The 23,235-nt window shown below is 56.7% G+C and carries 22 protein-coding genes; 19 read left to right on the top strand and 3 right to left on the bottom strand.

Translation table 11 applies throughout. The features are described 5' to 3' along the window. The first annotated feature begins 4 nt into the window (after positions 1-4). The 9 genes from flgD to flgL all read left to right on the top strand — a co-directional run bounded on the left by flgD (position 5) and on the right by flgL (position 9,091). Complete coding sequence (flgD, locus tag LRS40_RS21550; protein ID WP_142489065.1) at positions 5-709, top strand: flagellar hook assembly protein FlgD; 705 nt, start codon at positions 5-7, stop codon at positions 707-709. Positions 710-730: 21 nt separating this feature from the next. Further along, positions 731-2,011, top strand: coding sequence for a flagellar hook protein FlgE (gene flgE, locus LRS40_RS21545; protein WP_156263455.1), 1,281 nt, complete (start codon positions 731-733; stop codon positions 2,009-2,011). 20 nt (positions 2,012-2,031) lie between these two features. After that, complete coding sequence (locus LRS40_RS21540) at positions 2,032-2,787, top strand: flagellar basal body rod protein FlgF (protein WP_142489067.1); 756 nt, start codon at positions 2,032-2,034, stop codon at positions 2,785-2,787. Positions 2,788-2,798: 11 nt separating this feature from the next. Beyond that, a complete protein-coding gene (gene flgG, locus LRS40_RS21535) occupies positions 2,799-3,581 on the top strand; it encodes a flagellar basal-body rod protein FlgG (protein WP_231312630.1) in 783 nt (260 codons plus the stop codon). A gap of 57 nt (positions 3,582-3,638) precedes the next feature. Next, positions 3,639-4,337, top strand: a complete 699-nt coding sequence (gene flgH, locus LRS40_RS21530; RefSeq protein ID WP_106992723.1) for a flagellar basal body L-ring protein FlgH — start codon at positions 3,639-3,641, stop codon at positions 4,335-4,337. Between the two features lie 12 nt (positions 4,338-4,349). Next, positions 4,350-5,447, top strand: a complete 1,098-nt coding sequence (locus LRS40_RS21525) for a flagellar basal body P-ring protein FlgI (RefSeq protein WP_156263457.1) — start codon at positions 4,350-4,352, stop codon at positions 5,445-5,447. Then, a complete protein-coding gene (gene flgJ, locus LRS40_RS21520; RefSeq protein WP_142489069.1) occupies positions 5,447-6,400 on the top strand; it encodes a flagellar assembly peptidoglycan hydrolase FlgJ in 954 nt (317 codons plus the stop codon). The genes LRS40_RS21525 and flgJ overlap by 1 nt, the downstream gene beginning before the upstream one ends. Before the next feature lie 76 nt (positions 6,401-6,476). Further along, the gene (gene flgK, locus LRS40_RS21515; RefSeq protein WP_231312629.1) at positions 6,477-8,123 is read left to right on the top strand and encodes a flagellar hook-associated protein FlgK; all 1,647 of its coding nucleotides are present in this window, start codon (positions 6,477-6,479) and stop codon (positions 8,121-8,123) included. A gap of 14 nt (positions 8,124-8,137) precedes the next feature. Then, positions 8,138-9,091: a flagellar hook-associated protein FlgL gene (gene flgL / locus LRS40_RS21510; RefSeq protein ID WP_231312628.1), complete on the top strand. Its 954-nt coding sequence runs from the start codon at positions 8,138-8,140 to the stop codon at positions 9,089-9,091. 80 nt (positions 9,092-9,171) lie between these two features. Here flgL and LRS40_RS21505 read toward each other — a convergent pair whose 3' ends face one another. Beyond that, positions 9,172-10,386 (bottom strand): MFS transporter, encoded by a 1,215-nt coding sequence (locus LRS40_RS21505; protein ID WP_231312627.1) that lies wholly within the window; start codon positions 10,384-10,386, stop codon positions 9,172-9,174. A gap of 109 nt (positions 10,387-10,495) precedes the next feature. Between LRS40_RS21505 and LRS40_RS21500 the strand changes: the two genes are divergently transcribed. After that, on the top strand, positions 10,496-11,434 hold the full coding sequence (locus LRS40_RS21500; RefSeq protein WP_231312626.1) for a LysR family transcriptional regulator: 939 nt from the start codon (positions 10,496-10,498) through the stop codon (positions 11,432-11,434). Positions 11,435-11,474: 40 nt separating this feature from the next. Here LRS40_RS21500 and rne read toward each other — a convergent pair whose 3' ends face one another. Further along, a complete protein-coding gene (gene rne / locus LRS40_RS21495) occupies positions 11,475-14,672 on the bottom strand; it encodes a ribonuclease E (protein ID WP_231312625.1) in 3,198 nt (1,065 codons plus the stop codon). Positions 14,673-15,243: 571 nt separating this feature from the next. Here rne and rluC point away from each other — a divergent pair. Next, the gene (gene rluC / locus LRS40_RS21490) at positions 15,244-16,191 is read left to right on the top strand and encodes a 23S rRNA pseudouridine(955/2504/2580) synthase RluC (protein WP_142489075.1); all 948 of its coding nucleotides are present in this window, start codon (positions 15,244-15,246) and stop codon (positions 16,189-16,191) included. A gap of 74 nt (positions 16,192-16,265) precedes the next feature. On the opposite strand, the gene LRS40_RS21485 is transcribed toward rluC, so the two are convergent. After that, a complete protein-coding gene (locus tag LRS40_RS21485; RefSeq protein ID WP_142489076.1) occupies positions 16,266-16,850 on the bottom strand; it encodes a nucleoside triphosphate pyrophosphatase in 585 nt (194 codons plus the stop codon). A 141-nt stretch (positions 16,851-16,991) separates the two neighbouring features. Here LRS40_RS21485 and yceD point away from each other — a divergent pair, with 141 nt between their 5' ends. The 8 genes from yceD (at position 16,992) to fabF (ending at position 23,194) form a co-directional block, all read left to right on the top strand. Beyond that, a complete protein-coding gene (yceD, locus tag LRS40_RS21480; protein ID WP_142489077.1) occupies positions 16,992-17,513 on the top strand; it encodes a 23S rRNA accumulation protein YceD in 522 nt (173 codons plus the stop codon). Between the two features lie 16 nt (positions 17,514-17,529). Further along, entirely contained in the window at positions 17,530-17,703 is a 174-nt protein-coding gene (rpmF, locus tag LRS40_RS21475) for a 50S ribosomal protein L32 (protein ID WP_003857964.1), read from the top strand. A gap of 79 nt (positions 17,704-17,782) precedes the next feature. Then, a complete protein-coding gene (gene plsX / locus LRS40_RS21470) occupies positions 17,783-18,817 on the top strand; it encodes a phosphate acyltransferase PlsX (protein ID WP_221888527.1) in 1,035 nt (344 codons plus the stop codon). Positions 18,818-18,823: 6 nt separating this feature from the next. Next, on the top strand, positions 18,824-19,777 hold the full coding sequence (locus LRS40_RS21465; RefSeq protein WP_142489079.1) for a beta-ketoacyl-ACP synthase III: 954 nt from the start codon (positions 18,824-18,826) through the stop codon (positions 19,775-19,777). A 15-nt stretch (positions 19,778-19,792) separates the two neighbouring features. After that, positions 19,793-20,722, top strand: a complete 930-nt coding sequence (fabD, locus tag LRS40_RS21460) for an ACP S-malonyltransferase (RefSeq protein WP_231312624.1) — start codon at positions 19,793-19,795, stop codon at positions 20,720-20,722. Between the two features lie 13 nt (positions 20,723-20,735). Further along, positions 20,736-21,470, top strand: a complete 735-nt coding sequence (gene fabG, locus LRS40_RS21455) for a 3-oxoacyl-ACP reductase FabG (RefSeq protein WP_032617552.1) — start codon at positions 20,736-20,738, stop codon at positions 21,468-21,470. 154 nt (positions 21,471-21,624) lie between these two features. Further along, entirely contained in the window at positions 21,625-21,861 is a 237-nt protein-coding gene (acpP, locus tag LRS40_RS21450) for an acyl carrier protein (RefSeq protein WP_003857954.1), read from the top strand. A 91-nt stretch (positions 21,862-21,952) separates the two neighbouring features. Then, positions 21,953-23,194 carry a beta-ketoacyl-ACP synthase II gene (fabF, locus tag LRS40_RS21445; RefSeq protein ID WP_142489081.1) on the top strand — a complete coding sequence of 414 codons (1,242 nt, stop codon included), beginning with the start codon at positions 21,953-21,955 and terminating at the stop codon, positions 23,192-23,194. Positions 23,195-23,235 lie beyond the last annotated feature (41 nt).

The following is a 23,235-nucleotide window of genomic DNA, read 5'->3' as shown; positions in this document are numbered from 1 at the left end:
ATCAATGTCCATTGCCGTAAATGTTAATGACAGATCGACTGCTACTGGCGTCAGCGGCGCCACCGGCAGCAGCTCGCTTACCGGAAGCAACGCTTCCGATCTCCAGGGCAGCTTTCTGACGCTGCTGGTTGCGCAGCTGAAAAACCAGGATCCGACCAACCCGATGCAGAATAACGAACTGACCACGCAGCTTGCGCAGATCAGTACGGTGAGCGGCATCGAGAAACTCAACACCACGCTGGGCTCCATTTCCGGGCAGATCGACAGCAGCCAGTCGATGCAGGCCAGCACGCTGATTGGCCATGGCGTGATGATCCCGGGCTCGACCGTTCTGGCAGGTACCAGCGGTGCCGAAGGCTCGACGACCACCTCAACCACCCCGTTTGGTGTGGAGCTGCAGCAGAGCGCGGACAAAGTGACCGCCACCATCACCGATAAGAACGGTGCGGTGGTGCGTACCATTGATATTGGCGAGCTGAAAGCGGGTGTTCACACCTTTACCTGGGACGGGACACTGACCGACGGCACCACGGCACCAAACGGTTCTTACAACGTGGCCATCTCCGCCAGTAGCGGCAGCACGCAGCTGGTGGCACAGCCACTGCAGTTTGCCATGGTGCAGGGCGTGATCCGCAGCAGCAGCGGTAACACGCTGGATCTCGGCACATACGGTACTACCACGCTCGACGAAGTTCGGCAGATTATTTAAAACCATTACCAGGAGTAACTCATGGCCTTTTCACAAGCGGTCAGCGGCCTGAATGCTGCAGCCACTAACCTCGACGTCATTGGTAACAACATTGCCAACTCCGCGACCTATGGCTTTAAGTCCGGTAGCGCGTCGTTCGCAGATATGTTCGCCGGTTCCAAAGTGGGTCTGGGCGTTAAAGTCGCCGGGATCACCCAGGACTTTTCAGACGGTACCACCACCAACACCGGGCGTGGCCTGGATGTGGCTATCAGCCAGAGCGGCTTCTTCCGCATGCTCGACAGCAACGGTTCGGTCTATTACAGCCGTAACGGCCAGTTCAGCATGGACGAAAACCGCAACCTGGTGAACATGCAGGGTCTGCAGCTGACCGGCTATCCGGCAGCAGGTAGCCCGCCAACGGTGCAGACCGGTGCCAACCCGCAGGCGATCAACATTCCAAACACCCTGATGTCGGCAAAAGCCACCAGCACCGCTGCGCAGCAGATTAACCTGAACTCCACCGACAGCGTGCCGACCATTCCGTTTGACGTCACCAACGCCAACCCGGATTCAGACAGCTTCAACAAGAAAGGCACCATCACCGTTTACGACAACCAGGGTAACGCCCACAACATGTATGTCTACTACGTGAAAACGGCAGACAACAAATGGGATCTCTATACCCAGGACGGCAGTGTAGCAAATGGCAAGATCAGCAAAGCCGCGCAGATGAGTTTCGACCCCAACGGTAACCTGCAAGGGGTGACTAACTACATCGCTCAGAACACCACGCCAGAAACCTGGAACCTGGCTGACGACCAAAATACCAGTCCGTCTATCGACATCACCACCGCAGCGCTGAGCGGCGCGGTGCCGGTTACTTTCTCCCTGAGCTTCCTGAACTCCATGCAGCAGAACACCGGGGCGAACAACATCGTGGCGACCAACCAGAACGGCTACAAGCCGGGCGACCTGGTGAGCTATCAGATCAACGATGACGGTACCGTGGTAGGTAACTATTCCAACGAACAGAGCCAGGTGCTGGGTCAGATCGTGATGGCGAACTTCGCTAACAACGAAGGCCTGCAGTCTGAAGGGAACAACGTCTGGTCTGCTACCCAGTCTTCGGGCGTGGCGCTGCTGGGCACCGCGGGTTCCGGTAACTTCGGTACCCTGACCAACGGCGCGCTGGAAGCCTCCAACGTCGACCTGAGTAAAGAGCTGGTCAATATGATCGTCGCGCAACGTAACTATCAGTCGAACGCGCAGACCATCAAAACCCAGGACCAGATCCTCAACACGCTGGTTAACCTCCGCTAAGTGGCTGACGGGATAGCTTAATGGATCACGCAATATATACCGCGATGGGCGCCGCCAGTCAGACGCTCAATCAGCAGGCCGTCACCGCCAGCAACCTGGCGAACGCCTCGACGCCGGGTTTTCGTGCGCAGCTCAATGCCATGCGCGCCGTCCCGGTGGAAGGGCTCTCCCTGCCGACGCGTACGCTGGTCACGGCATCCACGCCGGGCGCCGACATGACGCCAGGACAGATGGACTACACCTCGCGCCCGCTCGACGTGGCGCTGCAGCAGGACGGCTGGCTGGCGGTTCAAACGGCCGACGGCAGTGAAGGCTACACCCGTAACGGGAACATCCAGGTGGATGCGGTCGGGCAACTGACCATCCAGGGACATCCGGTTATCGGCGAAGGCGGTCCCATCACCGTGCCGGAAGGCTCGGAGATCACCATCGCGGCAGACGGGACCATCTCGGCCCTGAACCCGGGCGATCCGCCGAACACCGTGGCACCGGTTGGCCGCCTGAAGCTGGTCAAAGCTGAAGGCAGCGAAGTGCAGCGTGGCGACGACGGTATGTTCCGTCTGACCCAGGCGGCGCAGGCCACCCGTGGCGCGACCTTACAGGCTGACCCGAGCATTCGCGTCATGTCTGGCGTGCTGGAAGGCAGTAACGTTAAGCCGGTGGCGGCGATGACCGACATGATTGCCAGCGCGCGCCGTTTTGAAATGCAGATGAAGGTGATCTCCAGCGTTGATGAAAACGCGGGCAAAGCTAACCAACTGCTGTCAATGAGTTAACAGGACTTCTTATGATCAGTTCTTTATGGATCGCGAAAACGGGCCTCGACGCGCAGCAAACCAATATGGATGTCATCGCCAACAACCTGGCGAACGTCAGCACCAATGGGTTTAAACGTCAGCGCGCAGTTTTCGAAGATTTGCTTTACCAGACCATCCGCCAGCCGGGTGCGCAGTCGTCTGAACAGACCACGCTGCCATCCGGTCTGCAGATTGGTACCGGTGTTCGTTCGGTGGCGACCGAGCGTCTGCACAGCCAGGGCAACCTGTCCCAGACCAACAACAGCAAAGACGTGGCGATCAAAGGCCAGGGTTTCTTCCAGGTGCAGCTGCCTGACGGTACTTCGGCCTACACCCGTGATGGCTCGTTCCAGGTGGATCAGAACGGCCAGCTGGTGACGGCGGGCGGTTTCCAGGTACAGCCAGCGATCACCATTCCGGCTAACGCCCTGAGCATTACCATCGGGCGTGACGGGATCGTAAGCGTGACCCAGCAGGGCCAGGCTGCACCGGTACAGGTTGGCCAGCTTAACCTGACTACCTTTATGAACGACACCGGTCTGGAAAGCATCGGTGAGAACCTGTACATCGAAACCCAGTCCTCCGGTGCGCCGAACGAGAGCACGCCGGGTCTGAACGGTTCAGGTCTGCTGTATCAGGGGTATGTGGAAACCTCAAACGTCAACGTCGCGGAAGAGCTGGTGAATATGATCCAGGTTCAGCGCGCGTACGAAATTAACAGTAAAGCAGTGTCGACGACCGACCAGATGCTGCAGAAACTGACGCAACTCTAAGGTGCAGTCCGGTGCGGTTCACGCCGTACCGGCTCCCTGTTTTCGAAGATGAAGGCAATGCAAAAACTCGCGGCGATTCGTTATCCGATAGTGACCCTCCTGGCCGTTACCCTTACCGGTTGCGCCTGGGTACCGTCTCAACCTCTGGTGCAGGGTGCGACTTCCGCCCAACCCATTCCTGGCCCGACGCCGGTCGCGAATGGCTCTATTTTCCAGACAGCGCAGCCGATTAATTACGGTTATCAGCCGATGTTTGAAGACCGTCGCCCGCGTAATATCGGCGACACGCTGACCATCCAGCTTCAGGAAAACGTCAGCGCCAGCAAGAGCTCTTCCGCGAATGCCAGCCGCGACGGGAAGACCAATTTTGGCTTCGATACTGTGCCGCGTTACCTCGAAGGTCTCTTCGGTAATGCCCGCGCCGACGTCGAGACCTCTGGCGGCAACTCCTTTAACGGTAAAGGCGGCGCCAATGCCAGCAATACCTTTAGCGGCACCCTGACGGTGACCGTTGACCAGGTGCTGGCGAACGGCAATTTACATGTCGTGGGTGAAAAACAGATCGCCATCAATCAGGGCACTGAGTTCATTCGCTTCTCGGGTGTGGTTAACCCTCGCACCATCAGCGGCTCCAACACCGTACCGTCCACCCAGGTGGCCGATGCGCGCATTGAGTACGTCGGCAACGGCTATATCAATGAAGCGCAGAATATGGGCTGGTTGCAGCGTTTCTTCCTTAATTTATCACCGATGTAAGCGAGGTGACCTATGTTTAAATCCCTCTTCGGGATCCTGTTGGTGCTGGTGGCAACCGTTGCCCAGGCCGACCGTATCCGCGATCTCACAAGCGTACAGGGCGTGCGGGAAAACTCACTGATCGGTTACGGCCTGGTGGTGGGGCTGGACGGCACGGGTGACCAGACGACGCAGACCCCGTTCACCACTCAGAGCCTGAACAACATGCTCTCCCAGCTCGGCATCACGGTGCCGGCCGGGACCAACATGCAGCTGAAAAACGTGGCGGCGGTGATGGTCACTGCCTCCTACCCGGCCTTTTCCCGCCAGGGGCAGACCATCGACGTGGTGGTTTCCTCCATGGGTAACGCGAAAAGCCTGCGTGGCGGTACGCTGCTGATGACCCCGCTGAAAGGGGTGGACAGCCAGGTATATGCTCTTGCCCAGGGTAACATTCTGGTCGGCGGGGCAGGTGCGTCCGCAGGCGGCAGCAGCGTGCAGGTTAACCAGCTTAACGGCGGGCGTATCACCAACGGGGCGATCATTGAGCGTGAACTGCCGACTCAGTTCGGGTCCGGCAACACCATCAACCTGCAGCTGAATCAGGACGACTTCACCATGGCGCAGCAGATCGCTGACACCATTAACCGCGGCCGCGGCTATGGCAGCGCCACGGCGCTGGATGCCCGCACGGTGCAGATCCGTGTCTCTACCGGAGGCAGCAATCAGGTTCGCCTGCTGGCGGATATCCAGAACATGGAGGTGAACGTCACGCCGCAGGATGCCAAAGTCATCATCAACTCCCGTACCGGTTCGGTGGTGATGAACCGAGAAGTGACGCTGGATAACTGTGCCGTCGCGCAGGGCAACCTCTCGGTGACCGTCAACCGCACGGCTAACGTCAGCCAGCCGGACACGCCGTTTGGCGGGGGCGAAACCGTGGTAACGCCGCAAACCCAGATTGATATGCGTCAGAGCGGGGGGTCGCTGCAGAGCGTGCGCTCCAGCGCCAACCTGAACAACGTGGTGCGCGCGCTGAATGCGCTGGGCGCAACACCGATCGATCTGATGTCGATTCTGCAATCCATGCAGAGCGCGGGCTGTCTGCGCGCCAAAGTGGAAATTATCTGATGCTGACCGATAGCAAACTGCTGAGCAGCGCGGCCTGGGATACCCAGTCGCTCAACGAACTGAAGTCCAAAGCGGGCAAAGATCCGGCGGGGAATATCCGCCCGGTGGCCCGCCAGGTGGAAGGGATGTTTGTCCAGATGATGCTGAAAAGCATGCGTGAGGCGCTGCCGAAAGACGGTATCTTCAGCAGCGACTCAACGCGTCTGTACACCAGCATGTATGACCAGCAGATTGCGCAGCAGATGACTTCCGGCAAAGGGCTGGGGCTGGCCGATGTGATCGTTAAGCAGATGGCGGCCGCCCAGGGCGTGCCGCCGGAAGAGGCACCGCAGCAGGTGCCGATGAAGTTCGATCTGGAAAAAGTGACCAGCTATCAAAACCAGGCCCTGACGCAGATGGTGCGTAAAGCCGTGCCGAAAGCGCCAGAAAGTAACGATGAGCCGCTTACCGGCGACAGCAAAGACTTCCTGGCTCAGCTCTCGCTGCCGGCGCGTCTTGCCAGCCAGCAGAGCGGGGTGCCGCATCACCTGATTCTGGCCCAGGCGGCGCTGGAATCCGGCTGGGGGCAACGCCAGATCCGTCGTGAAAACGGCGATCCGAGCTTCAACATCTTTGGCGTGAAGGCTTCGGGAAGCTGGAAAGGGCCAACCACCGAGATCACCACCACCGAATATGAAAACGGTGAAGCGAAGAAGGTTAAGGCTAAGTTCCGCGTCTACAGCTCCTATCTGGAAGCGCTTTCAGACTATGTCGGGGTGCTGAGTCGTAACCCACGCTATGCGGCAGTAACCCAGGCCGCAACGGCAGAGCAGGGCGCACAAGCGTTGCAGAAAGCGGGCTACGCCACCGATCCGCAGTACGCCCGCAAGTTGACCAGCATGATCCAGCAGCTTAAAGCGATGGGTGAGAAAGTCAGCAAAGCGTACAGCAACGATATCGAAAATCTGTTCTGAAAAGTTCTCAAGTCCGGCTGGGGTCTGCCGATAATCTCCAGCAGGACTCGTGTCTGAAAGTATAAAAGGAACCCCCATGTCCAGTTTGATCAACAGCGCCATGAGTGGCCTCAGCGCGGCACAGGCTGCGCTGAATACCGCCAGTAATAACATTTCAAGCTACAACGTGGCGGGCTATACCCGTCAGACCACGGTGCTGAGCGCCTCAAACAGCACCCTGACCGGCGGTGGTTGGGTTGGCAACGGCGTGTATGTCTCCGGGGTACAGCGCGAATATGATTCATTCATCACCAACCAGCTGCGCGCCGCACAGAACCAGAGCAGCGCCCTGACTACCCGTTACCAGCAGATGTCCAAAATTGACGACATTCTGTCCGGCAGCACCAACAGCCTCGCCACCACCCTGCAGGACTTCTTCAGCAGCCTGCAGACCCTGGTCAGCAATGCCGAAGATCCGGCTGCGCGCCAGACGGTGCTGGGCAAGGCCGATGGCCTGGTGAACCAGTTCAAGGTGAACGATCAGTACCTGCGCGATCAGGATAAGCAGATCAATACCGCGATTGGCACCAGCGTTGATCAGATCAACAACTACGCTAAGCAGATTGCCAACCTGAATGACCAGATTTCCCGCCTGACCGGCGTGGGTGCCGGGGCCTCCCCGAACAACCTGCTCGATCAGCGTGACCAGCTGGTCAGCGAGCTGAACCAGATCGTGGGGGTTGAAGTCGCAGTCCAGGACAGTGGCACCTATAACGTCTCCTTCGGTAATGGCTACAACCTGGTCCAGGGCAGCACCGCCAATCAGCTGGCGGCCGTGAAGTCCAGCGCCGATCCGTCCCGTACCACGGTGGCGTTTGTTGACGGCACCTCAGGCCCGGTCGAGATCCCGGAAAAACTGATGACCAGCGGCTCGCTGGGCGGAATGTTGACCTTCCGTACCGAAGAACTCGACGCTGCGCGCAACACCCTTAACCAGCTGGCGCTCTCTTTTGCTAACGCGATGAACACCCAGCACCAGAAGGGCTTTGATCCAGAAGGCAAAGCCGGCGGCGAATTATTTGATATCGGTGCCCCGGCGGTGCTGGGCAACACCAAAAATACCGGTTCGGCCTCCGTCACCGCGACGGTCAACGTTGCAGACAGCGCCAAAGTACAGGCCACCGACTACAAGATGGAGTTTGACGGCAGCAGCTGGAAGATCACCCGCCTCTCGGATAAAACCACGGTCACCGCCACCAATGACGGTAAGGGGAACCTCTCCTTCGATGGCCTGACGGTCAACGTATCGGGTGCGGCAAAAAATAAAGACAGCTTTGTTATCAAGCCCGTCGTTAACGCCATTGTGAATATGGACGTGGCGATCAGCGATGAGTCAAAACTGGCTCTCGCTTCTGACGCTGACGGTGGCGAAAGTGATAACCGCAACGGGCAGGCGCTGCTGGATCTGCAAAGCAGCAAAGTGGTCGGCGGCAACAAAACCTTTAACGACTCCTATGCCTCTCTGGTCAGTACCGTTGGCAGCAAAACCGCGACGCTGAAAACCAGCAGCACCACCCAGGCAAACGTGGCGACGCAGCTGAGCAATCAACAGCAGTCGATCTCCGGGGTTAACCTCGATGAAGAGTATGGCAACCTGCAGCGTTTCCAGCAGTACTACCTGGCTAATGCCCAGGTGCTGCAAACTGCCAGCACGCTTTTCGACGCGTTAATTAATATCCGCTAAGGCTGAGGTCAACGATGCGTATCAGTACCCAGATGATGTATGAGCAGAACATGCGTGGGGTTACCGAATCCCAGAGCAAGTGGCTGAGTTATGGTGAGCAGATGTCCACCGGCAAACGTATTAACCGTCCTTCAGACGATCCGATTGCCGCGTCGCAGGCGGTAGTTGTTTCCCAGTCTCAGGCGCAAAACAGCCAGTACACCCTGGCCCGCTCTTTTGCCACGCAGAAGGTATCGCTGGAAGAGAACGTGCTGGGCCAGGTGACCACGGCGCTGCAATCGGCGCAGGAAAAGATTGTCTATGCGGGCAACGGCACCCTGAGTGACAACGACCGCAACTCGCTTGCCACCGATCTGCAGGGTATTCGCGATCAGCTGGTAAACCTGGCGAACAGTACCGACGGCAATGGCCGCTATATTTTTGCGGGCTATAAAACCGATACTGCGGCGTTCGATCAAGCTACCGGCGAGTATGCTGGCGGCGACACGCCAATCAGTCAGCAGGTCGATTCTGCCCGTACCATGCAGATTAGCCATACCGGTAGCGACGTGTTTGAATCCTTTACCAGTAATGCCGCACCAGAACCGGGTGATGCTACGCCAGAAAAAAATATGTTTAAAATTCTGGATAACGTGATTGCTGCGCTGAAAACCCCGGTTGAAGGCGATCAGGATAAAGCCGATCAGATGACGTTGGATATTGATAAGGCAAACCGCGGATTGCGTAATTCACTGGACAATGTGCTGACCGTGCGCGCCGATCTCGGAACTAAACTGACCGAGCTTAGTTCGCTCGATTCCCTGGGCAGCGACCGTGCTTTAGGTCTTACCCAGCAGATGAGCGACCTGGTGGACGTTGACTGGAACTCAGCGATTTCATCCTATGTGATGCAGCAGGCTGCGCTTCAGGCGTCCTATAAAGCGTTCAGCGATATGCAGGGTATGTCTCTGTTCCAGCTTAATAAATAACTGACTTGACCTTTGGACATGACTTGAAACTGGTTATGTTCTGTATGCCCAACCCGTTTTCGCGGATTGGGCATTTTTTTTCAGGAATTCTGCATTACTGAGGTTTGGGTACGTGCGCTTTCGGTGAGACGAATAACGAGCGCCACGCCTGCCGTCACCGTCGCGAGGGCAATCACGCCCGGCCAGCCTGCCATCGTATACAGCTGACTACCCAGCGCTGAACCCAGCGCCATCCCGATAAACACGCCGGTGAAGAGTAGGGCATTGAGGCGGCCACGTGCCTGCGGCTCCAGACCATAAACCAGATTCTGGTGAGCAACCAGGCTTGACTGCAGGCCGAGATCAAAGCCCACCGCGGAGACCGCAATCAGGACTAACTGGCCCTGTACGCCGAGAGCGGGCATCAGGAACATCAGGGCGAAAGAAACGGTCACCAGCGCGGCACCGAGCTGGGTGACTTTACCGGCACCGAGTTTGTCCGCCAGACCACCTGCAAGCGGGGCGGCCAGGGCTCCTGCGGCACCGGCAATGCCGTATCCTCCGGCAACCGCGCTGCCCAGCCCATAGTGTTCCATCAGCATTACCGCCAGCGTAGACCAGAAGGCGCTGAAGGCGATGGAGAGGAAGCCCTGAGCCAGGGCGGCACGGCGCAGAGCCGGGTAGCGACGCCACAGGTGCGCCATGGAACGCATCAGCTCCGGATAACGCAGGTTCGAAGGAACCGCGAAGCGGGGCAGAATCAGCCACATGACTGCGGCAAGGACCGCAATGCTACCTGCCGCCAGCTGATACATCACACGCCAGCCGAAGGCTTCACCCACCACGCCGCTTACCGTACGGGAGAGGAGGATCCCCAGCAACAGGCCGGTCATGACCGTCCCGACGGTTTTCCCCTGTTTGCCTGCCGGGGCAAGAATAGCCGCCGCCGGAACGATATCCTGCGCCATGGTGGCCGCCATCCCAATCAGCAGACTGACCAACAGCAGGGAGTGAATCTGCCCCGTCAGGCTACAGGCCAGCAGCAGCCCCGCCAGGGCGATACTTTTTACCACTATCAGGGTGCGACGGTCATAGCGATCGCCCAGCGGCAGGAGGAACAGGATCCCCAGCGCATAGCCTGCCTGGGTGAGCGTAGGCACCATCCCCATCCCTTCAATGCTGAGATGCAGATCGGTACCCATCAGCGGCAGCAGCGGCTGGGCATAATAGATGGAGTCGACGCTAAATCCTGCGCCAATGGCGAGGATAAAAATGACCCAACGGCTGACGGCTGGGGTTAGGGTGCTGGTGTTCATATGCAGTTCCTCATTTCGGGTGTGTCGCTATTCTTTACCAGCCCTGCTTGCGGTGGTAGCGGGCGCAGTGTTAAAACACTTATACGTGTAACGTATAACCGGATAAATTATGAAACGTTCAGAGCGTATAGACAGGGTCGAGCTGATGCGAACCTTCGTGCGCATTATCGAGACAGGCTCCCTCTCCGCCGCTGCCGTGCAGATGGCAACCACCCAAGCCACCGTGAGTCGCCGCCTGCAATCGCTTGAGACGCTGCTCGGCGTGCGTCTGATCCTGCGCACCACCCATGCCATGAAGCTGACCGATGACGGGGAACGTTGCTATCAGCATGCCCGAAAGGTGATCGATAGCTGGCATGCGCTGGAAGATGAAGTCGGGCAGACGGAAGATGAACCGGTAGGCGTGCTTCGCGTTCGCGCCCCCCACGCCTTCGGGCAGGAGCAGCTGCTGGAGCCGTTAACGGCGTTTCTGCTGCGCTATCCCCGGCTGAATGTGGAGTGGATGCTTAACGATCGCTCGGCCGATTTCATGAGCGATAATATCGACTGCGCCATCCGGGTCGGGGCGGAGATCGACCCAGGTACAGTGTCGGTGCTACTGGCCGAGGTTCCGCGCAGTATCGTTGCCTCGCCCGGACTGCTCGAACGTCATGCGCCGGTCGGGAAGCCGGAAGATCTCTCTGCGCTGCCCTGGGTGGCACTTAATACCTTTTATCGTCAGCACGTGGAGTTGTTCAGCACGGGGGCGTCGCAACCGTTGCGGGTGGCTATTTCTCCCCGGCTCAGTACCGACAGCCTGTACGTGGCGCGTAAAAGCGCATTAACTGGACTGGGCGTTGCCGTGGTATCAAGCTGGACGGTTGAAGCCGACATCCGTGAGGGCAGGCTGGTGCATCTGCTGCCCGACTGGCAACCGGCCGCATTGCCGGTTCATCTGGTCTATCCGTGGTCACGGTACTATCCGGCACGTCTTCGCCGCTTTCTGGAGATGATGAGAGAAGTGATGCCTGAAATCGCGGGGATGCGCAGGCCTGAGCAGAAGCAATAAAAAAGCCGACCCGGAGGTCGGCTTTTGCGCTTAAGCGGGCTTATTCAGCCGGCTGTGGACGCGTGGCTGGGGCTGTGGCCTGGTGGGTGGCGCTGTGACCGCCAGCAGAGCCCTTACCGTCGAAATCAAACGCCGGGCGTACCCAGTCGCTGTGACGCGGTGCTTCCGGAACATATTCCGGAGCCGGCGCGCGGGTCATTGGCGCAGTGGCGTGGTGAAGATCCGCGTTAACCTGAGCGGCTGGCGCTGGCTTCACTTCTGGCTCTGGCTTCACTTCTGGCGCTTTCACTTCAGCGACTTCAGGTTCAGCTTCAGCAACAGGTTCAACCTCAATTTCAACTTCAGGTTGAACGTCAGTTTCCACTTCAACTTCCACTACCGGCTGTGGCTCAACGGTTTCCACGGTGATTTCAACCGGCTCGGCAGCCTTAACGTCTTCCACAACCTGTTCTGCGACAACCACGTCTTCAGGGGCGATGATTTGCGGCTGTTCGGTTACAGGCGCGGCAATCACTTCCGGATGTGAAGTTTCAACTTCAACAACCTGCGGCTCAGGGATAACGACTGCCGCAGCCTCGGTGATAACCTCATCAACGACCGGCGCTACCGGGACAACCGCTTCGACAGCAGCGTTCTGCTCGTCAAACTGCTGCTCCTGAGGGCGGGCAACCGGATAACGGATCCAGGCTTTACCGGAGGCCATTTCTGGTGACGCACAGGCGATAGCCAGCGGCATCGGTGACTGCAGCGGGTAACGCTCGTCACGATAACGGCGACGACGCTGACCGCTTACGCGCAGGTGACGCGGGGAGCGACGTGAACGACGCGGCATACCGGCGTTGTCACGGCCTTCGCTGGTCTCTTCCTGCTCAGGTGCATTTTCAATAACCGCTGGCAGATCGACCTTCGCCAGCTCGGTGCTCTGGGCCGGTTCAACCTGCGGCGCTACTGCTTCAACAGCCGCTTCTTCGGTCTGAGACTCGAAACGCACTTTCTGGTTCAGCTGACGCTGCTTACGGCGCGGCATGACCTGAACGCGTTCTTCCTGCTCGCCATCCTGCACGGTCTCTTCTTCGCGATTCAGCGCTTTAACTTCCTGCTGCGCCTGGGCCTGGCGCTTGTCATCATTACGACGACGGTTGCGCTCGCGGCGTGGCTGCTGCTCATCACGCTGTCTGCCTTTATCAGCCTCTTCACTGACCGGCTGGCGAATTTCACGATCTTCCGCGTTCTGCTGCGGCTTCTCGCGACGGTTGCGGCGGTTATCGTCACGACCTTCGCGGCGTTCACGACCTTCGCGGTTGTCACGATTATCACGGCTTTCGCGATTGTCACGGCTTTCGCTGCCTTCACGACCTTCGTTATTCTCGGAACGGTTATCGCGGCGCTCGTTGCGGTCACGACGGTTGTTCTGACGCTTACGACGATCCGGTGAACGCTCTTGTTTCTCTTCTTTCTTCTCAACTGGCGCAGGGGCTGGCTGCGGCTCTTCGCCGGCAAACATCTTCTTCAGCGCGCTGAAGAAGCGGCTCAGCAGACCTGGCTGCGCAGCCGGTTGGCTCACTTCTGCTGCCGGTTTAGCTGCTGTTGGTTGGGCTACCACGCTCTCCTGCGCAGGCGCAGGTGGGGCTTCTGGCATGACAAATGCCGCCAGCGCTGGCTGCTCCGGAAGTTTACGCTCGGTGTATTCTTCTTCGGACGGCAGAGCCATCGCCTCTTCATGCAGCTTAGGCAGCATGTAGCTGATGGTGGATGTCTCTTCGCCTTTGCGCACGCGCAGCACGGAGTAGTGCGGGGTTTGCATCTGGTCGTTAGGCACGATCACGCAGCGTACGCCGCTCAGACGGGCTTCGATAGCGCTTACCGCGGCACGTTTTTCGTTCAGCAGGTAGGAGGCCACCGGCACAGGCACAATGGCGTGTACTTCTTTGGTGTTCTCTTTCAGCGCTTCTTCTTCGATAAGACGCAGGATAGAAAGCGCCAGAGATTCGTTGTCACGCACGGTGCCGGTGCCGCTACAGCGTGGGCAGACGTGGTGGCTGGATTCACCGAGGGACGGGCTCAGACGCTGACGGGACATCTCCAGCAGACCAAAACGGGAGATATGGCTGATCTGGATACGCGCACGATCCTGACGCACTGCTTCACGCAGGCGGTTTTCTACCGCACGCTGGTGACGTACCGGCGTCATGTCGATGAAGTCGATAACGATCAGGCCGCCCAGGTCACGCAGACGCAGCTGACGCGCAATCTCATCGGCCGCTTCGAGGTTGGTGTTGAACGCCGTTTCTTCGATATCGCCGCCGCGGGTTGCACGCGCGGAGTTGATATCGATAGCGGTCAGCGCCTCGGTGCTGTCGATAACGATTGAGCCACCGGAAGGCAGACGCACTTCACGCTGGAAGGCGGATTCAATCTGCGATTCGATCTGGTAGTGGCTGAACAGCGGGATCTCACCGGTGTACAGTTTGATTTTGCTGGTGAAATCCGGACGACCCAGCGCGGCAATGTGCTGGCGAGCCAGCTCAAGCACTTTCGGGTTATCAATCAGAATTTCACCGATGTCCTGACGCAGATAGTCGCGGAAGGCACGCACGATGACGTTGCTTTCCTGGTGGATCAGGAATGGAGCAGGGCGGCTTTCAGCGGCTTTCTGAATGGCTTCCCAGTGCTTCAGGCGGAAGCCGAGGTCCCACTGCAGCGCTTCGGCAGATTTGCCTACGCCTGCGGTACGAACAATCAGGCCCATGCCATCTGGCAGTTCGAGACTGGCCAGCGCTTCTTTCAGCTCGGTACGGTCGTCGCCTTCAATCCGGCGTGAGATACCACCCGCGCGCGGGTTGTTTGGCATCAGTACCAGATAGCTGCCTGCCAGACTGATAAAGGTGGTCAGCGCGGCGCCTTTATTGCCACGCTCTTCTTTATCGATCTGAACAATAACTTCCTGACCTTCACGCAGCACATCTTTGATGTTTGGGCGGCCATGGGCGTTATAGCTGGAAGGGAAGTACTCGCGAGCGATCTCTTTCAGGGGGAGGAAACCATGACGCTCGGCACCGTAGTCAACGAATGCGGCCTCAAGGCTGGGTTCAATGCGGGTGATTTTGCCTTTGTAAATGTTCGCTTTTTTCTGTTCGTGTCCAGGACTTTCGATATCCAGATCGTACAGACGCTGCCCATCCACAAGGGCGACACGCAACTCTTCTTGTTGAGTTGCGTTGATTAACATTCTTTTCATCGTAACTTACTCATTATTCTTACATTGACGACTAAGCTGCGGGCAAGGTGACGCTTTCCGGGGTATGAACCGATGGCCTCGTGTCTATTCACGTCGCCAACCTCACGGTTGTCGCTCGCTTAAGAGGCGCAAAGTGTCGGTTGCCTGTATTTCATACGGAAATACAGCGCGATTATCAGGGGAATAGCCTGGGTAAAACTCTCCAGAGAAGATTCCATTTACCGGTAAGTACTGCAACCCGCAGCCCGCTAACTGTCTGAAAGATCAATACGTCTTACGCCATTGCTGCGTGGATGATCGGTCAGACAAAATTGGTCATTCCGTCGATATCCTTACAAAACCCGGATTTAACGCGGAAAACAGCAGCATTATTCCATTGCTAACCGGGTTATAGCAAGATGACTTTTACCAATTATCACCCGGTTACTCACAGTTTCTTCACTTCTTTCGAATGATTGGTTTAATAACCACCAAATCGATTGCGTGAACGAAACCCTGACCGGGTAAAGGTAAATATAAGCATAGAAAAATGAGTGGCGCTAATGGCTGACGATAATTAGAATCGCCCCCCATGAAAACAGAGACTCCAGCCGTAAAAATGGTTGCCATCACCGAAGATGAAGCGGGGCAACGCATCGACAACTTTTTGCGCACCCAACTGAAGGGCGTGCCAAAGAGCATGATTTATCGCATCCTGCGTAAGGGTGAGGTGCGGGTAAATAAGAAGCGCATTAAACCTGAATACAAACTTGAAGCGGGTGATGAAGTGCGCATCCCGCCCGTGCGCGTCGCCGAACGGGAAGAGGAAGCGGTGTCGCCGCATCTGAATAAAGTCGCCGCGCTGACGAATGTGATTTTATATGAAGACGATCATATTCTGGTGCTCAACAAACCCTCAGGTACAGCCGTACACGGCGGCAGCGGGTTGAGCTTCGGCGTGATTGAAGGTTTGCGCGCGCTGCGCCCGGAAGCCCGCTTCCTTGAGCTGGTTCATCGCCTTGACCGCGACACCTCCGGCGTACTGCTGGTCGCCAAAAAGCGTTCCGCGCTGCGTTCGCTGCATGAGCAGCTGCGTGAGAAAGGAATGCAAAAGGATTATCTGGCGCTGGTGCGCGGACAGTGGCAATCCCATGTCAAAGTGGTGCAGGCGCCGCTGCTGAAAAACATTCTGCAAAGCGGTGAGCGTATCGTTCGCGTGAGTCAGGAAGGCAAACCGTCTGAAACCCGGTTCAAGGTGGAAGAGCGTTATGAATTTGCCACCCTCGTGCGCTGCAGCCCGGTGACCGGACGTACCCACCAGATCCGCGTTCATACACAGCATGCTGGTCATCCAATAGCCTTCGACGATCGCTATGGCGACCGTGAGTTCGATAAGCAGCTGGCCGGTACAGGCTTGTCCCGTCTGTTCCTCCATGCCGCCGCGCTGAAGTTTACCCACCCGGGTACCGGCGAGGTGATGCGTATCGAAGCCCCGCTGGATGAGCAGCTGAAGCGCTGTCTGAAAGTTCTGCGCGGGTAGTTGCCCGGCGGCGCTGCGCTTGCACGGGCCTACGGTCTTGTAGGCCGGGTAAGCGTAGCGCCACCCGGCATAAATTACGCCATCAACGGGTTGTAATGCTCCCGGCGCAGCATCTGGCACAGCGCAATCAGCGGTAATCCCACCAGCGTGTTCGGGTCGCGCCCGTCCAGCCTGTCAAACAATGCAATTCCCAGCCCCTCGCTTTTAAAGCTGCCCGCGCAGTTTAGCGGCCGCTCTTTTCGCACGTAGTCGTCAATTTCCTGTTCGCTGAGATGGCGGAAGTGCACGTCAAAGGGCTCGCATTCCGTCTGTAAATGGCCCGTAGACGAATTATAAAGGGCCAGGCCGGTGTAGAAGGTGACAATACTGCCGCGCGCTTTCAGCAGCTGCTGGCGGGCGTTCTCTTCGGTGTGCGGTTTACCGGTAATCATTCCATCCAGGACGCAAACCTGATCGGAACCTATAATTAAATGGTCAGGAAATCGCGCTGCCAGACTTTTCGCCTTTTCCTGAGCCAGACGGACCACCAGATGGCGTGGCGATTCACCGGGCTGTGGGGTCTCATCCACGTTCGGCGCGGCGCATTCGAAGGGGACGCCCAGCTTTTCCAGCAACACGCGGCGGTAGGGTGATGTGGAGGCGAGAATGAGATTTGGCATATTTTTTTCACCAGATATAGCGTATCGATGCCAGCCATTTTAAACTACGGGCCGCAATGTGTGCGAATAAATGGCAAAAGGCAGCCTGAGGTTGCCTTTTTCTTTGACTCTATGACGTTACAAAGTTAATATGCGCGCCCTATGCAAAAGGTAAAATTACCCCTGACTCTTGATCCGGTTCGTACGGCTCAAAAACGCCTTGATTACGAAGGTATCTATACTCGTGATCAGGCTGAGCGTGTCGCCGAATCCGTAGTCAGTGTGGACAGTGATGTGGAATGCTCCATGTCGTTTGAGATCGATCCCCAGCGCCTTGCCGTTATTACCGGTGATGCAAAGGTGTCGGTCACGCTCGAATGTCAGCGTTGCGGGAAACCGTTCCCACTTCATGTTCACACAACATATTGTTTTAGTCCGGTTCGTTCAGACGAACAGGCTGAAGCACTCCCGGAAGCGTATGAGCCGATTGAGGTTAACGAATTCGGTGAAATCGATCTGCTGGCGCTGGTTGAAGATGAAATCATCCTCACCTTGCCTGTAGTTCCGGTGCATGATTCTGAACACTGTGAAGTGTCCGAGGCGGACATGGTCTTTGGGGAACTGCCTGATGAAGCGCAAAAACCAAACCCATTTGCCGTATTAGCCAGTTTAAAGCGTAAGTAATTAAGGAGTAAGGTCCATGGCCGTACAACAGAATAAACCAACCCGTTCCAAACGTGGCATGCGTCGTTCCCATGACGCGCTGACTGCAGTTACCAGCCTGTCTGTAGACAAGACTTCTGGTGAGAAACACCTGCGTCACCACATCACTGCTGACGGTTTCTACCGCGGCCGCAAGGTTATCACTAAGTAATCACGCGTTTGCGTGATTAGGCTTAGTGAGGGTTTCCCCGTGCAAACGGGGATATACCGAACCAGGCTGCGACGATACCTTGACACGTCTAACCCTGGCGTTAGATGTCATGGGGGGAGATTTTGGCCCTTCCGTGACAGTGCCTGCAGCATTGCAGGCACTGAACTCTAATTCGCAACTCACTCTCCTTTTAGTCGGCAATCCCGACGCTATCACGCCATTACTTGCAAAAGCTGACTTCGAACAACGTTCACGTCTGCAGATTATTCCTGCCCAGTCAGTTATTGCCAGTGATGTCCGGGCCTCACAGGCGATCCGCAGCAGTCGTGGAAGCTCAATGCGCATCGCGCTGGAGCTGGTGAAAGAAGGGCGCGCGCAGGCGTGCGTCAGCGCCGGCAATACCGGCGCGCTGATGGGGCTGGCAAAATTACTGCTCAAACCCCTTGAGGGTATTGAGCGCCCGGCGCTGGTGACCGTATTGCCCCACCAGCAAAAGGGCAAAACGGTGGTGCTGGATTTAGGTGCCAACGTCGATTGCGACAGTGTTATGCTGGCGCAGTTTGCCGTAATGGGCTCGGTGCTGGCAGAGGAAGTCGTGGGGATCTCTCATCCCCGCGTGGCTTTGCTGAATATAGGTGAAGAAGAGACCAAAGGTCTCGACAGCATCCGTGAGGCGGCCGAGCGGCTAAAAAATGAGCCATCCATCAACTATATTGGATATCTCGAAGCCAACGAATTATTGACCGGAAAAACGGATGTACTGGTATGTGACGGGTTTACAGGAAACGTTACATTAAAAACCATGGAAGGGGTGGTGAGAATGTTTCTTTCTCTGCTTAAATCGCAGGGAGAGGGGAAAAAACGGTCATGGTGGCTGATTTTATTAAAGCGTTGGCTACAAAAGAGCCTGGCGCGGCGATTCAGTCACCTCAACCCCGACCAGTATAATGGCGCCTGTCTGTTAGGATTGCGCGGCATTGTGATTAAGAGTCACGGTGCGGCCAATCAGCGAGCGTTTGCCGTCGCGATTGAACAGGCAGTGCAGGCGGTGCAGCGACAAGTCCCACAGCGGATTGCCGCTCGCCTGGGATCTGTATTAGCAAAAAGTGACTGAGCGTACATGTATACGAAGATTTTAGGTACCGGCAGCTATCTGCCAAAGCAAGTGCGAACCAACGCCGATCTGGAAAAAATGGTAGATACGTCTGACGAGTGGATCGTCACCCGTACAGGTATCCGCGAACGTCGTATTGCCGCGCCAGATGAAACAGTTTCCACCATGGGCTATGAAGCCGCTCAGCGCGCGCTGGAGATGGCGGGTGTCGATAAAGACGACGTCGGCCTGATTATCGTTGCCACTACGTCTGCCACGCATGCTTTCCCAAGCGCAGCGTGCCAGGTTCAGAACATGCTGGGCATTAAAGGTTGCCCGGCGTTCGACGTTGCTGCTGCCTGCGCAGGCTTTACCTATGCGTTGAGCATCGCCGATCAATACGTGAAATCCGGTGCCGTGAAGCATGCGCTGGTGATCGGTGCTGACGTGCTGGCGCGTACCTGCGATCCAGCCGATCGCGGAACGATCATTATTTTTGGTGATGGTGCAGGAGCTGTCCTGTTAGGACAATCTGAAGAGCCAGGCATCATCTCAACGCATTTGCATGCGGACGGTAGCTACGGCGAACTGTTGACGCTGCCAAACGCCGATCGTGTTAATCCGGACAATGCCATCTACCTGACCATGGCCGGCAACGAAGTTTTCAAGGTGGCGGTAACAGAGCTGGCGCATATCGTTGACGAGACGCTGGAAGCAAACAATCTGGAGCGTTCCGCCCTCGACTGGCTGGTGCCACATCAGGCGAACCTGCGTATTATCAGCGCCACGGCGAAGAAACTTGGCATGTCTATGGATAACGTTGTGGTGACCCTGGATCGTCATGGCAATACGTCTGCAGCATCAGTGCCCTGCGCGTTTGACGAAGCGGTACGCGATGGACGAATTCAACGAGGCCAACTGGTCTTGCTCGAAGCCTTCGGGGGCGGTTTCACCTGGGGTTCTGCGCTGGTTCGTTTCTAGTATAAGGATAAAAAAATGACGCAATTTGCTTTTGTGTTCCCCGGTCAGGGTTCTCAGGCCGTTGGAATGTTGTCCGGCTTAGCGGAGCAGTATCCGGTCATCGAAGAGACCTTCCGTGAAGCGTCGGATGCCCTGAGCTACGATCTTTGGGCGCTGATCCAGCAAGGGCCAGCCGAAGAGCTGAATAAAACCTGGCAGACCCAGCCTGGACTGCTGACCGCATCGGTCGCATTGTGGCGCGTATGGCAACAGCAGGGCGGCAAAGCGCCAGCGCTGCTGGCTGGTCACAGCCTGGGTGAATACTCTGCGCTGGTTTGCGCAGGGGTGATTGCGTTTGCTGATGCCGTGCGTCTGGTTGAAATGCGCGGCAAATTTATGCAGGAAGCGGTGCCGGAAGGCACGGGCGGCATGTCGGCCATTATTGGTCTGGATGATGCTTCCATTGCCAAAGCCTGTGAAGAATCGGCAGAAGGCCAGGTGGTTTCTCCGGTAAACTTCAACTCGCCGGGCCAGGTGGTTATCGCCGGTCATAAAGAAGCGGTTGAACGTGCAGGCGCAGCCTGTAAAGCTGCGGGCGCCAAACGTGCGCTGCCGCTGCCGGTGAGCGTACCGTCGCACTGCGCGCTGATGAAGCCTGCTGCCGAGAAGCTGGCGGTCGAGCTGGAAAAAATCACCTTCAACGCGCCGACCATTGCGGTGGTGAATAACGTTGATGTGCAGTGCGAAACCGCGCCAGAAGCCATCCGCCATGCGCTGGTTCGCCAGCTGTACAGCCCGGTTCAGTGGACCAAAACGGTTGAGTTTATGGCATCCCAGGGCGTTGAGCACCTGTATGAAGTCGGCCCGGGTAAAGTTCTTACCGGTCTGACCAAACGTATTGTTGATACCCTGACCGCATCGGCCATTAATGAGCCGGAAGCACTGTCAGCGGCACTCGCGCAGTAAGAAGAGGAATACCATGAGTTTTGAAGGAAAAATCGCACTGGTCACTGGTGCAAGCCGCGGTATTGGCCGTGCTATCGCTGAGACCCTCGTCGCGCGCGGCGCGAAAGTGATCGGCACCGCGACCAGCGAAAGCGGCGCGCAGGCGATCAGCGAGTACCTGGGTGCGAACGGTAAAGGTCTGATGTTGAATGTGACCGATCCTGCATCTATCGAATCTGTTCTGGGAAATATTCGCGCAGAATTTGGCGAAGTGGATATTCTGGTCAATAATGCCGGAATCACTCGCGACAACTTACTGATGCGAATGAAAGATGATGAGTGGAGCGATATTCTCGAAACCAACCTGTCATCTGTGTTCCGTCTGTCAAAAGCGGTAATGCGAGCTATGATGAAGAAGCGTCATGGGCGTATTATCACTATCGGTTCTGTGGTTGGTACCATGGGAAATGCTGGTCAGGCTAACTACGCTGCGGCGAAAGCAGGTCTGATCGGTTTCAGTAAGTCGCTGGCACGCGAAGTTGCGTCCCGCGGAATTACTGTAAACGTTGTTGCTCCGGGCTTTATTGAAACGGACATGACGCGTGCGCTGACCGATGAGCAGCGTGCGGGTACGCTGGCGGCAGTTCCGGCGGGTCGTTTAGGCGACCCTAAAGAAATCGCCAGCGCGGTTGCATTTTTAGCCTCTGACGAAGCGAGTTACATCACTGGTGAAACTCTCCACGTCAACGGCGGAATGTACATGGTTTAATCACGTTAGAAAATATTTGCGTTATTAGGGCGAATGGCCTCAAAATAACGTAAAATCGTGGTAAGACCTGCCGGGATTTAGTTGCAAATTTTTCAACATTTTATACACTACGAAAACCATCGCGAAAGCGAGTTTTGATAGGAAATTTAAGAGTATGAGCACTATCGAAGAACGCGTTAAGAAAATTATTGGCGAACAGCTGGGCGTTAAGCAGGAAGAAGTTGTGAACTCCGCTTCCTTCGTTGAAGACCTGGGCGCAGATTCTCTTGACACCGTTGAGCTGGTAATGGCTCTGGAAGAAGAGTTTGATACTGAGATTCCGGACGAAGAAGCTGAGAAAATCACCACCGTTCAGGCTGCCATTGATTACATCAACGGTCACCAGGCGTAAGTGAGCATCTCCAGGCGGTCATTCGACCGCCTGTGTTTTTTCTTTTGTAGTCCCTCGATTTTCTTTTTTTATCCCTCCCTGGAGGACAAGCGTGTCTAAGCGTCGTGTAGTTGTGACCGGACTTGGCATGTTATCTCCTGTCGGCAATACCGTAGAGTCTACCTGGAACGCTCTCCTTGCCGGTCAGAGTGGCATCAGCCTAATCGACCATTTCGATACTAGCGCCTATGCAACGAAATTTGCTGGCTTAGTAAAGGATTTTAACTGTGAAGAGATCATCTCGCGCAAAGAACAGCGCAAGATGGATGCCTTCATTCAATATGGAATTGTCGCTGGCGTTCAGGCCATGCAGGATTCTGGCCTTGAAATTACGGAAGAGAACGCAACCCGTATTGGCGCCGCTATTGGCTCCGGGATTGGCGGTCTTGGCCTGATTGAGGAAAACCACACCTCTCTGGTGAATGGTGGCCCACGTAAAATTAGCCCGTTCTTCGTTCCGTCAACGATTGTTAACATGGTGGCAGGTCACCTGACCATCATGTTTGGCCTGCGCGGTCCAAGCATCTCGATTGCTACTGCCTGTACGTCCGGCGTGCATAACATTGGCCAGGCGGCGCGTATTATCGCCTATGGCGATGCCGATGCGATGGTTGCAGGCGGTGCAGAAAAGGCCAGTACCCCACTGGGTGTAGGTGGCTTCGGCGCAGCGCGTGCCCTGTCTACCCGCAACGATAATCCTCAGGCGGCAAGCCGTCCGTGGGATAAAGACCGTGATGGTTTCGTGCTGGGTGACGGTGCGGGTATGGTCGTGCTGGAAGAGTACGAGCATGCGAAGAAGCGCGGCGCGAAAATTTATGCTGAAATCATTGGCTTCGGCATGAGCAGCGACGCTTATCACATGACCTCTCCGCCGGAAGACGGGGCAGGTGCTGCGCTGGCAATGGTTAACGCAATCCGCGATGCGGGTATCGAACCGGGTCAGATTGGCTATGTGAATGCGCACGGTACCTCCACGCCAGCAGGCGACAAAGCTGAAGCGCAGGCCGTTAAGTCTGTGTTTGGCGATGCGTCCCGCCGCGTGATGGTCAGCTCAACTAAATCCATGACCGGACACCTGTTGGGTGCGGCGGGTGCAGTAGAATCAATCTACTCTATCCTTGCGCTGCGCGATCAGGCTGTTCCGCCGACCATCAACCTGGATAACCCGGATGATGGTTGCGATCTGGACTTCGTTCCGCACGAAGCACGTCAGGTCAGCGGTCTGGAGTACACCCTGTGTAACTCCTTCGGCTTTGGCGGCACCAACGGCTCTCTGATCTTTAAAAAGGTCTGAGGCCGACAGCCGGGCGGTCTATCGCCTTCCCGGCACATTGA

The sequence above is a fragment of the Leclercia sp. G3L genome (assembly GCF_021117075.1).
Classification (GTDB): Bacteria; Pseudomonadota; Gammaproteobacteria; order Enterobacterales; family Enterobacteriaceae; genus Enterobacter; species Enterobacter adecarboxylatus_C.
This window is presented reverse-complemented; position numbering and strand designations above follow the sequence as displayed.